Raw genomic sequence first — 11770 nt, forward strand, 5'->3', positions numbered from 1 at the left:
ATACTTAGAAATATTACAGAGATGATGGAGTTGAATTTCTTGAAATATCTGTTAATCCTAGCTGATGGCATGGCAGACTACCCTTTAAGTGAATTTGGCCATAAGACTCCCCTGCAGGCAGCAAAAACTCCTAACATGGACCTTTTATCTAAAACCTCCTTAATAGGAATGGTCAAAACTGTTCCTGCTGATTTTCCTCCCGGAAGTGATGTGGCCAATCTCTCGGTTATGGGTTATGATCCCCGTCAATACTATACGGGACGTTCCCCGCTGGAGGCCGTTAGTATGGGGGTGGAAATGGGGGAAAACGACCTGGCCCTGCGCTGCAACCTGGTAAGTCTGTCAGAAGAAACAGAATATGAAAATAAGACTATGCTTGACTACAGTGCAGGAGAAATTCCTTCCGAACAATCGGCTATCCTTATGGCAGCAGTTCAAAAGGAACTGGGTAATGATAATTTTTATTTTTATGCCGGTATCAGCTACCGCCATTTAATGATATGGACCAATGGCGGTGAAAAAGAACTTGTTTTAACACCTCCCCATGATATTTCTGACCGCTGCATTTCCGCTTATCTTCCTCAAGGACAAGACGGCGCCGTGCTTCTCGAGATAATGAAAGCCAGTGAAAAGGTTTTAGAAAATCATCCCCTTAATAACTCCCGCCGTAAACAGGGTTTAAAACCTGCCAATTCCTTATGGTTCTGGGGCGAAGGCAAAAAGCCGGTACTGCCCAGTTTTTTTGATCGTTACGGTCTGAAAGGTTCAGTTGTTGCTGCGGTTGACCTGGTAAAAGGGCTGGGTATATCTGCAGGCATGGCCTCGGTTGCAGTACCGGGGGCTACTGGAGGCATTCATACCAATTTGCCGGCAAAGCCAGGGCGGCCCTGGATGAATTAAAGCGGGGACAGGATTTTGTTTATATGCATATAGAATCACCAGATGAAGCCGGTCATCAGGGCAGCCTGGAAAGCAAAATCTGGAGTATTGAACAGATAGACCGTGAGGTTTTGGGAATGATATTGCAGGAACTAGACAATTTTAACGAAATTAAAATTATGCTGTTGCCAGATCATCCCACCCCGCTGTCCACTCGAACACACAGTTCCGAGCCGGTCCCTTTTTTGATATTTGACAAAAGTCACCCCCGAAAAAATCATCTGACTTATGATGAATCATCTGCCGCCAGAGGAATTGTCATTGACGAAGGCTATCGCTTAATGGACCTGTTCATAAAAGGCGATATTTTTGAAACCAAGAACTTAACCACGGATTCACACAGATAGTGTATTAGTTAGACCTAATTGTCAAGAATAATCATCTGTGTTCATCTGTGGTTGAATGTTCCTTGCCGTCTAATTATCAAGCAATAATCTTACGGTATTTTCCATCTCCTCTGGAGCTGTCACCGCACTATGCCGGATTTTCTTATCCTCCAGGTTTCTTATCCCTTCGGGGATCTGGAGTTCAGCAGCATCGGCTAAAATACGCAGGGTCTCAAATTCACTTTTACCTTTAATTATCTCCGGGGCGAGGATTGCCTCGGCCACACTCTTGCCAAATTTGAACGGGCTGGCAGTGGAAGCGATAATGGCTGCCCTGTCATCACCGGTGGCCATCTGGTATTTCCTGTATACATCCATAGCGACAGCAGTATGGGTATCCAACAGATAATGCTCTTCATTCCAGGTTTTATTAATGGATAGTTTTGTTTCAGCATCAGAACTATAATCTGCCCAGAATAATTCCTGCACCTGGTTCAGGGTTTGTTTATCCACCTCATAATAACCATTTTGCTGCAATTCCCGCATCCACTGCGATATCCTAACATCATCATGTCCGGTCAGTTCAAACAGCAAACGTTCCAGATTCGACGATATTAATATATCCATGGAGGGAGAAATGGTTTTTTCAAACTTGCGCTGGCGGTCATATACCCGGTGTTAATAAATTCAGTTAAGACATTATTGGCATTGGAAGCACAGACCAGCTTGTTAATGGGAACACCCATCCTCCCGGCATAGTAAGCTGCCAAGATGTTGCCGAAGTTTCCGGTGGGAACCACGAAATTGATGGATTCACCCTCGGGTACTTTCCCATTGCGCCTGAGTTCAACATAAGCAGAGATATAATACACTATCTGCGGCAAAAGCCTTCCCCAGTTAATAGAATTCGCCGAAGACATTTTACGGTTTTGCTCAGCCAGCAGGTTAATCATATCGCTACTGGCAAATATCCTTTTTACTCCGGTCTGAGCATCATCGAAATTGCCGTTGACAGCAACGACATTGACATTCTTCCCTTCCTGGGTGACCATCTGCCGTTCCTGCACCTGGCTGACCCCTTCGCGGGGATAAAACACGATAATACGTGTTCCCTCAACATCTTTAAAACCTTCCAGAGCTGCTTTGCCAGTATCGCCGGACGTAGCCACCAGAACAACAAATTCGCTCATATCCCCTTGTTTACGTGCGCTGGTGGTCAACAGCCGCGGCAAAACCTGCAGAGCCATATCTTTAAAAGCAGAGGTAGGCCCATGCCAGAGTTCCAGAACATAAAGGCTATCATTGAGTTTAATAAGGGGCGCTATAGAATCATTATCAAAATTGTTCGGGTTGTAGGCGCCATATACGCAGTAATCTATTTCTTCATCACTGAATTCTGCAAGATATTGTTTTAGAATGTATACAGCCTTTTGCTGGTAATTCCATTCCCCCATGGCCGCAAATATATTTTTATCAAGCACCGGAATTATTTCAGGCACAAAAAGCCCCCCATCAGGAGCTATACCATTTAGAATAGCCTCTGCTCCCTCAACAGGCTGGCTTCGTCCCCTGCTGCTTAAATAACGCAAAGTAATCCTCCTCAGACTTTATTTAATTGTTATACATTTTATACTGAAAAAGCTTCGGGCAAAAGGTTATGATTTAATATTCCACTTATAAGACTGCTTTCTATATCTATTATCCCTAAAAGCATATGCAGACAATCGGCTATTTCTGGCGCCCTTTGAAAAAGGATGCCAGAATTAAGGCTATAATGGTCAATCCGGCAGCTATAATAAAACAATCTCCCATTGCCTTGACCATGGATTCTTTTACTGCCTGCTGCATTATCATACTGCCGGTCATAGCAAACACCGAATCCCCTCTGATACCCAAACCGGATGCCATCGACATAATCTCTGTTTGAATATGCAGATATTCATTGCTGTTTACGTTTATGGCCGGTATCAGGTCAGCTAAATATATGGTCTGACGGTTGGCCAGAATACTGGTGAACATAGCAATTCCAAATGCAGAAGCAATCTGGCGGATTACATTATTTAGAGCCGAAGCCCTCCCTACCAGATGCGGCGGCACGGTATTCATACCCGCTGTTGTAGAAGGCATGAAGCAAAAACCCATTCCGAAGCCCCGCATCACCAGCCAGAAAATCATTACCCAAACGGGTGTCATATCATTAAAACCATGCAGCATGTAGGTGGTAATCACCAGACATAACAATCCCCCCATCACTAAAGCCCGCGCCCCATAATTATCGAATATTCTTCCAGCGAGCGGCATGACTATACCAGAAGCCAGGGCAGCAGGCAGAAGAATCAGACCGGTTAAAACGGCTGATTTTCCCAGGATACTCTGCAATAGCAAGGGCATAAGGAACACCACCGCAAACATACCTATAGAGATTATCGAGCTTACCACAATGGAAATGGAAAATACATAATTTTTAAATAATCGAAGATCCATCACCGGTTCACTGTGATGCAGCTCGTTGTAAATAAAAATAGTCAGAAAAAATACAGATACAAAAAACAAAAATACGATATAGGGTGAAGTCCAACCGTGGCGGTTGCCTTGACTGAAAGCCAATAACAGACTGAAAAAACCGATGGCGGAAGTTGCGATACCGACAAAATCGAAACTATGGCCTTTTATTAAGGGTGTCTCTTTTAACCGGGATTTAGCCATAAAGAGATTTAATATGCCCACCGGTACATTTACATAAAATATAAAACGCCAGGATAGGTAATCAACCAGATATCCTCCCAGAGTTGGCCCGATAGCCGGGGCTAACATCATTGAGATTCCCCATAGCCCCAGCACCATACCCATTCTCTCCCGCGGATAATTCTGATAGAGTATAGCCATGCCCAAAGGCTGCATGATTCCTCCGCCCATCGCTTGCAAGACCCGGAAAGCGATAATACTGTTGATGCTCCAGGCCGCTCCGCATAGGAACGAACCGATGACAAAAACCAGCAGGGCAGCAGAATAGACCCGCTTGTAGCCAAAACGGTCCCCTAAATATCCTGAAATAGGCATAACGATACCCAGGGTAAGCATGTAGGCAGTTACTATCCACTGAGCATCAGTTGTTGAGGAGTTAAAGACACTGATCATTTTGGGCAGGCTAACATTAACTATAGTCCCGTCCATTACGGACATAAAAGTACCTATAATAATTACGGGAAGTATAGCAAAATTGAGCTTTTCCCCGGCCTTTGCCGCGTCGGTTGTGTTATACATAGGGGTATGCTCCTCTACTTGCCTGTGTAAATCTTAACCCGGGCAGAAGTTCCAGCTTTCAATACCTGTCCCTGTTTGTCAACGCTAATTTTAACCGGTACCCTCTGACTGACCTTGGTAAAGCTGCCAGCAGTGCTTTCACTGGAAAAGAGCGCGAATGTACTCTGGCTGACATCCCCGACAGCCGCAACCGATCCGGTAAAGACCTTGCCTGGATAACTGTCAATGCGGATTTGAACTTTTTGTCCTTGCTGAACACGGTTTATTTTCTTTTCTTCAATGTTAGCCACGATCCAGGTATTGTCAGGGCGAGCTATTGAAAGAACCGTCTGGCCTGCGTTAATTGTTTCGCCAGGCTGGACAGCGGTTCTTACTACCGTACCTCCCAAAGGAGCTTTTAAAACAGAGTTGTTATAGTTATAGACTGCGGCATCATAAACCGCCTGAGCCTGTTTTATTCCAGCCAGCAAAGCTGGCTGGGAAGTTTTGAGGGCGGCGGCCTCTTGCTGCTGGGTGTCCAGCAAAGCGGTTTCAGCAGTTTGCAGGCTTAGGCGTGCGCTTTCCAGGGCTGCAGATGCCTTCTCGTAATTTAAGCGGGAAGCGTTGAGACTTTCCTCCGATATGGCTCCGCTGGCATACAATTTCTCGTTTTTAGTCAGCACTCGATTTAAATCTGCTGCAGCAAGTTCGGCCGTGCTCACAGCGGCGGCGGCAATGCCCACCTGGTCGCGGGCTTTATCCACCGCCAAACCTTTAGTCTGTAAATCATAGGGCAGACGTTCATAATTAGCATGGGCCAGATCCAAGGCTGCCTTCGCCTGTTCCATGGCAATACGGTATGGTTCTCGGTCCAATACAGCTAGTTCCTGACCTTTGACAACCTGGTCTCCATCGGCAACCATTATCTGTTCCAGTCTTCCCCCCACCCTGAAGCTGATATCGCTGATATCAGTGGTGACTTTGGCGTTTTCTGTACTTAGAGTAGTCTGCAGCAGATACCACCAATAAATCCCCGCTCCGGCTGCAGCCAGTAATACTATAATCATAATGACCATAAATTTGCGGTTTTTATGTTTATCTGATTTTGTTTCTGTACCTGTTTGCATCGCCTCGTCCAACATTTCCATTTCATTCTCCACCTTAAACCCTCCCTAAATGTTTAATTTTTCCGCCAGCTGCGATTTAAACAAGCAGACCTGTACATAACATGGCTTCTATTAATTGCAGATCCTTCTCCCGGCTTTTCTCCGAGAACGGTTTTTCGATATGATGTATCATCAGCCTTTCATGGCTGCTTCCAGTGCTCGAATCAACTCCTGATTATCCATCCTGAAACACATACCTGCAGTTCGGGCACGTTCAAATATCTGTTCCAGCAGGTCACTTAGCTGCTGGTGTTCCGCCCTTACCCGATCCATAATGGCAAAGGCAAAATTATCGTTTTGGCGAAAAACCAGGGTTAAAACCAGATTGCTGTATTCAGTATAGAAGTCATACTCCAATTCCAGCAGCGCTTTCATAGCCTGTCGGGGGTCGCTGCTGCCCATGCATTGTTCTTGAAGATCGCAGCGTAATTTTTCAATGCCCCGGCATATAACATGGACCATAATGTCTTCTTTGCCGCTGAATAATTTGTATAGTGTGCCCTTGCCAAATTCTGCTTTACGGGCGATCTCATCCATACTCACCCGTTCATAGGGTTTATGGCGGAATAGCTCTAAAGCTATTTCCCCGACAAAATCTTTTTTAAAGCTTCTTTCTACTTCTTTGCGGGAGGTTCTCATTTGTAATACTCCTTAGTTTTATTTTGATACTTATGAGTTTTATTATAGTACCTAATAGTATTAATATTCAAGTCTGTTGGATGTCTGCAAAACCGCGTACATATTTTCACCAAAAGCCGATACCAAATGGTATCGAAAGCAAGGCCACAAAATCCCAGAAACAACAAAAAGCTCTGTATTACAGAGCTTTTTGTTGTAAGCCAAAATATTTCTCAGGTTAGTGGCGCTAAAATTCCGCGGCAGGTCTATCTAGGCGTATCTTTTAACAGCTTGTGCAATTCGTCTTTGCGCGGCAGCCTGCCCGCAATTTTAACCTGCCCGTCGATAACCAACGCCGGAGTAGACATGACTTTATAACTCATAATCTTCTTAAGATCCTGGACCTTGGATACATCGGCCGTAATATTAAGCTCCGCCAGCGCATTAACCACATCCTTTTCCAGCTGTTTGCATCTCTCACATCCTGATCCCAATACTTCGATTTTCATATTCCAACCTCCCATCGTAAATATGCTTGACTGTTTATTTTGAACCTACAAGCGTTGTTGAACAAGACTTCTTAATACAAGCCTCACCATCTATAACCGGCATACGCGACAACTCACCGGCCAATTCGGGTATCAACTCCAGGGGTTTGCTTATATATTCTTGGAACTGGCTTATGGTTTGATTCAACAGGTCCCGGTTCAGACTGCAGATGGTGCGCTGCCCTTCCTTGCGTTCATTGACCAGTCCGGCATGTTTTAAAACCTTAAGGTGCTGGGATACCCGGGGCTGGCTGATTTGCATGACTTCCTCCAGATCGCATACGCACAATTCCCGCTCTGCCAACAATTTAATAATCTTTAGACGGGTAGGCTCCCCCAGAGCCTTAAATACGGTTTCAAACATGTCTTTCAGCTCCCATTATCAAAAACTCAGTTATATTATAATATAATTATCATCTTTCTTGTGCCTATATAATCACCCGCCTACACCGTTAACAAGGCATTAAAGAGATAACCAACGATAATGATCGAGGCAGCCACGATACCGATAAATACACCGATTAATTGAGGCTTGAGTACATTGCGCAGAATGATCATCTCCGGCAGCGATAAAGCGGTGACCGACATCATGAAGGCCAGCACCGTTCCCATAGCCATGCCTTTTTCCTGCAAGGCCGCCACCAGCGGAATAACCCCGGCGGCGTTGGAATATAGCGGTACGCCCATCAGTACCGCAACCGGCACCGCAAAGATATTATCTTTTCCCGCATAGGCTGCCAGAAAATCGGTTGGTACATATCCGTGAATAGCAGCTCCCAGTCCAATACCAATTAAAACGTAGGGCCAAACCCGCTTCAGAATATCCCGTACATATTCCCTGGCATATAACAGGCGGTCTTCCCAAGTTTGTTCGGCAATTACCATTTCCATCCCCTCGATGCCCTGGGCAATTTCATAAACATATCCTTCAACGTATCTCTCCAACCCAATTTTCCCGATTACCAGTCCCGAGACGACGGCAACTACCAAACCAGTAGCGATATATATTAACGCAATCTTGGTTCCGAACATTCCCCAAAGCAGTATTAGGGCGACTTCATTCACCATGGGAGAAGATATTAGAAAAGAAAAGGTTACCCCCAGCGGGATGCCGGCTTCCACAAAGCCAATGAAAACCGGTACTGCCGAGCAGGAACAAAAGGGCGTTACGATCCCCAGCAGAGCCGCCACGATATTGCCCGCGTACTGGCGCTTATAACTAAGTATTTTTCGGGTCTTTTCCGGCGGAAAGAAACTCCTGATAATCGCCACCACAAAAATGATTACCGAAAGCATTATGAAAATCTTCAAGGTGTCATAAATAAAGAAGTTCGCCGCATCAGCCAGACGAGTCCCCTTGACCAGCGATAACCATTGATAAGTAACCAAATCAGCAAACCATTTCAGCATAGTTGTTCTTACCTCCCAAGACATCTTTAGCTATTGTTATAAATAGTACACTCGACCAGCAATCCGTTAAAATTCAATCCATAGCCGCGTATCAAATAAACTTAGATTTATTGCAGCTGTTTATAATTTAATAAGTATATGCTTATATTATTATTATATTGCTTACATGTCAAATATTTTTTAATCCATCTAAAAATAAAATTCTTTAAATATATCATCTACATCCGCAGGCATGTTATTGTATCATATTTGTTATTATTATATAATTATATTATTATTTTGTATAAATTTTTCTTCTGCTGTTCTCAGCGGCATGATTCAAATCAGAGAAAGGGGTATCAAATGAAAAAGGGCTATATATTAGCGGCGGTTGTTTTTTTTGATTGTTGCGGGTTTTTTTGCATATTCTTATTATGCGGACAAAAAACCAGCCCCGGTCATAACCGGCCATAACAAAGCAGTAGCCTCCAACAGTATTAAGGAAACTAATACAGCAACGCCTGCTGACCCCGCAACCAACCAGAAGCAGACAAAAGGCGCAGGTGTCTCGGCCACTAGCAATACCCCCTCCAAAGAAGAACCGGCAAAGGCTGATCCGGAAATTCCCGCTGATAAAAAGGAACCGTTGACCATAGCGAAACAGATAGAGAGCGCCATCAAGAATAGGGAGAGCTGCTGGCTGCTTTTCCGCTCCACTACTTGTAGCCCTTGCGCGGAGATGCAAAAGGTATTTGATAAACTGGAACCGGACTATAAGGATAAGGTCCGATTTATCGCCATTGATGTAAATGACAAGGATAATACAGATGTTGTTAATTCCTGGCAAATTCGCTATATCCCTGCTACATTTATATTGGACAGCAGCGGTAAGGTCTCTTATCAAAATGTAGGCGTCATCCCGGTTGAGGATCTTAAGGCGGAACTCAACAAGGTGGTGAAATAGCGTGGAAACCTGGATAAACCAGGTGGCTCCTCAATTTCTCAGTCACTTTTCTATTATCGGCTATGGGCTGGTATTCCTGGCCGGACTGGTCACCAGCTTCGGTCCCTGTAATCTCAGCATGGCTCCCATTATTATCGCCTATGTGGGCGGGATGGAAATCGGACGCCGCAGAAGTTTGGCCCTGTCCGTGGCCTTCACCTTGGGAACCGCTACCACCTTCATGCTGCTGGGTCTTTTCATTGCTGCCGCGGGAGGTATTTTCGGCACCAGCAAGAGTATCCTTTACTATGTGGTAGCAGCTGTTTGTATAACCCTGGGTCTTAATCTCCTGGGGGTGCTGAAACTGAATATCAACTTTGGCGGTAGCCTTCTCGAACGAGTGGGAGAAGCCCGCGGATTATGGGGGAGCTACCAGCTCGGGCTGGTCATGGGCCTGGTAGGCTCCCAGTGCGGCACTCCTATTCTGCTGGTCATCCTCTCACTGGCGATGGCCAGCGGGCAATGGCTGTTCGGCGCCACCTTGCTGTTTGTATACGCCCTGGGCCGCGGCATTCCCATTATCTTGGCCGGAACGTTTACCGGACTTATTACGCACATGCGAAGCTTTGAAAAATGGAATTATATCGTTGAGAAAGCCGCCGGAATTATCATCATCTTCATGGGCGGGTATTTTGCGTATATTGCCTAAAATTAATCAGCCTACTTGCTTGTTTGGTTTAATTCATTAAAACATGAGCAGAGTGCCGAGAATAATATTCATTTAATATGGAGACGAAGCTATGAAGACAGAAGCTGAAGGAATTGTAATAGAATTGAGGGGTGATTTTGCACTTTTAAGGCCCGTTTCCGGTGCCGGCACTATTAGCTGCAGTTGTCATGACGAGAAGATAAGGGTGCCCCTGATTGAAGCAAGAAATGATATAAATGCCGCGGTTGGTGATGTAGTAATATTTGAAACGTCAGATAAAGGCGATGTGGGAGGAGCGTTCATAATTTTTATTCTGCCTTTCATACTGATGTTTTTAGGCGCTGTTACCGGCTGCAACGTATCAGCCCGGTTAGGACTCAACGCAACATTAATGGCCTCAGCAGGTGCATTTATATCATTTATATTCTCTGTAATAATTATCAGGTTATACGATAAGACCATAATCAGGAATCCGGATCTTATACCAGTTATTTTAAGTAAATTCCCCGAAAACAATCCCTGATTATTACTGTAACTGCCATGCTATAACAGATACTGCGCGTCAAGAACCTATACATGAAAAGAAAGAGGTGTTGCAGATGGAAAATTCAGTTATCTCCAGATTGTCTTTCCTGGACCGGTTCCTTACCTTATGGAGCGTCCTGGCTATGGTGATCGGGGTGGGTACCGGCTACTTTTACCCCAGGATATCTGCCTTTTGGGGTCATTTCCAGGCAGGAACCACCAATATCCCCATTGCCATCGGGCTTATCCTTATGATGTATCCCCCACTGGCCAAGGTACGCTATGAAGAACTGCCCACCGTTTTCAAAGATACCAGGCTCCTGTTGTTTTCACTTATACAGAACTGGATCGTTGGCCCTTTCGTCATGTTCGCTCTGGCCGTTCTTCTGCTGCCTGATAAACCAGAGCTGATGGCCGGTGTTATCCTGGTAGGCTTGGCCCGCTGCATCGCTATGGTCCTGGTCTGGAACGACCTGGCAGATGGAAGCCCAGAATATGTGGCTGGTCTGGTGGCATTTAACGCAGTATTCCAGGTCTTGACCTATTCGATTTACGCCTATATCTTTTTGACTGTTATCCCCCGGTGGTTGGGTATGTCGAGTATCGCTGTGGATGTTTCCATGCTGGCAATAGCCAAGAGCGTATTTATCTATCTAGGCATACCATTTATCGCAGCCATCATCACCCGTACCATTATGGTAAAATCGAAAGGCCGCGACTGGTACGAGGCCAATTTTATCCCACGCATCAGCAAACTGACCTTGATCGCACTCCTTTTCACTATACTGGTCATGTTCTCCTTGAAGGGTAACGTTATCGTTTCCCTGCCGTTGGATGTATTGAGAGTAGTAATTCCTTTAACCATTTATTTTGGTTTTATGTGGTTTATAACGTTTTTCATCGGCAAATGGCTGGGGGCTGACTATCCTCGCAATACCACCATAGCCTTTACCGCTTCCAGCAACGACTTTGAACTGGCCATTGCGGTAGCCGTAGCAGTATTCGGTATTCATTCGGCCCAGGCCTTTGCCACCGTCATAGGTCCTCTGGTCGAGGTTCCGGTATTAATCAGTCTGGTCAATGTTGCTTTGTATTATAAGAAAAAATACTATGGCCAGGAAACCGTGAGAACACATTAACATAGGACTTTAAAATAATTTAGTCACAGCTATACGATTTACAGAAAAACAATCATTTTGTTTACAAAGCTTTAAGATGGCAATAGTAATCCTTTAAGTTTTAAGGATTACTATTTTTCTAAAATCGGATCCATCATAGTTTCGATGACCCGGCTGCAGCAACTGGCAGCGACGATTTAATCCTGGCTGAATTTGAAAGGGTAAGAGATGATATTCAGATCTGGC

10 protein-coding genes and 2 pseudogenes are annotated in these 11770 nt (G+C 45.0%); 5 read left to right on the forward strand and 7 right to left on the reverse strand.

Going from position 1 to position 11770, the window contains the following annotated elements; genetic code table 11:
- Nucleotides 1-69 precede the first annotated feature (69 nt).
- Nucleotides 70-1286 (forward strand): annotated as a pseudogene (locus tag JCM14374_RS10935) (cofactor-independent phosphoglycerate mutase).
- A 69-nt stretch (nt 1287-1355) separates the two neighbouring features.
- Here the strand turns inward: JCM14374_RS10935 and thrC are convergent.
- The 7 genes and pseudogenes from thrC to JCM14374_RS10970 form a co-directional block, all read right to left on the reverse strand.
- Nucleotides 1356-2854 (reverse strand): annotated as a pseudogene (thrC, locus tag JCM14374_RS10940) (threonine synthase).
- Nucleotides 2855-2993: 139 nt separating this feature from the next.
- Nucleotides 2994-4529: a DHA2 family efflux MFS transporter permease subunit gene (locus JCM14374_RS10945; protein WP_054697192.1), complete on the reverse strand. Its 1536-nt coding sequence runs from the start codon at nt 4527-4529 to the stop codon at nt 2994-2996.
- A gap of 14 nt (nt 4530-4543) precedes the next feature.
- Nucleotides 4544-5668, reverse strand: a complete 1125-nt coding sequence (locus tag JCM14374_RS10950; protein WP_054697195.1) for an HlyD family secretion protein — start codon at nt 5666-5668, stop codon at nt 4544-4546.
- Nucleotides 5669-5806: 138 nt separating this feature from the next.
- Nucleotides 5807-6313 (reverse strand): TetR/AcrR family transcriptional regulator, encoded by a 507-nt coding sequence (locus JCM14374_RS10955; protein WP_054697199.1) that lies wholly within the window; start codon nt 6311-6313, stop codon nt 5807-5809.
- Nucleotides 6314-6558: 245 nt separating this feature from the next.
- Entirely contained in the window at nt 6559-6801 is a 243-nt protein-coding gene (locus tag JCM14374_RS10960; RefSeq protein WP_054697202.1) for a thioredoxin family protein, read from the reverse strand.
- Nucleotides 6802-6835: 34 nt separating this feature from the next.
- Nucleotides 6836-7204 carry an ArsR/SmtB family transcription factor gene (locus JCM14374_RS10965; protein ID WP_054697205.1) on the reverse strand — a complete coding sequence of 123 codons (369 nt, stop codon included), beginning with the start codon at nt 7202-7204 and terminating at the stop codon, nt 6836-6838.
- A gap of 80 nt (nt 7205-7284) precedes the next feature.
- Nucleotides 7285-8250 (reverse strand): permease, encoded by a 966-nt coding sequence (locus JCM14374_RS10970; protein WP_054697208.1) that lies wholly within the window; start codon nt 8248-8250, stop codon nt 7285-7287.
- 379 nt (nt 8251-8629) lie between these two features.
- On the opposite strand from JCM14374_RS10970, the gene JCM14374_RS10975 reads away from it, so the two are divergent.
- From JCM14374_RS10975 to arsB, 4 genes are all read left to right on the forward strand, one after another.
- A complete protein-coding gene (locus JCM14374_RS10975; protein ID WP_054697211.1) occupies nt 8630-9193 on the forward strand; it encodes a thioredoxin family protein in 564 nt (187 codons plus the stop codon).
- A gap of 1 nt (nt 9194) precedes the next feature.
- Nucleotides 9195-9881, forward strand: a complete 687-nt coding sequence (locus JCM14374_RS10980) for a cytochrome c biogenesis CcdA family protein (protein WP_054697214.1) — start codon at nt 9195-9197, stop codon at nt 9879-9881.
- Nucleotides 9882-9972: 91 nt separating this feature from the next.
- On the forward strand, nt 9973-10404 hold the full coding sequence (locus tag JCM14374_RS10985) for a SoxR reducing system RseC family protein (RefSeq protein ID WP_054697218.1): 432 nt from the start codon (nt 9973-9975) through the stop codon (nt 10402-10404).
- Between the two features lie 76 nt (nt 10405-10480).
- Nucleotides 10481-11545, forward strand: a complete 1065-nt coding sequence (arsB, locus tag JCM14374_RS10990) for an ACR3 family arsenite efflux transporter (RefSeq protein WP_054697220.1) — start codon at nt 10481-10483, stop codon at nt 11543-11545.
- The last annotated feature ends 225 nt before the right edge of the window (nt 11546-11770 follow it).

It is taken from the genome of Syntrophomonas palmitatica JCM 14374 (assembly GCF_001311885.1).
GTDB lineage: Bacteria > Bacillota > Syntrophomonadia > Syntrophomonadales > Syntrophomonadaceae > Syntrophomonas_A > Syntrophomonas_A palmitatica.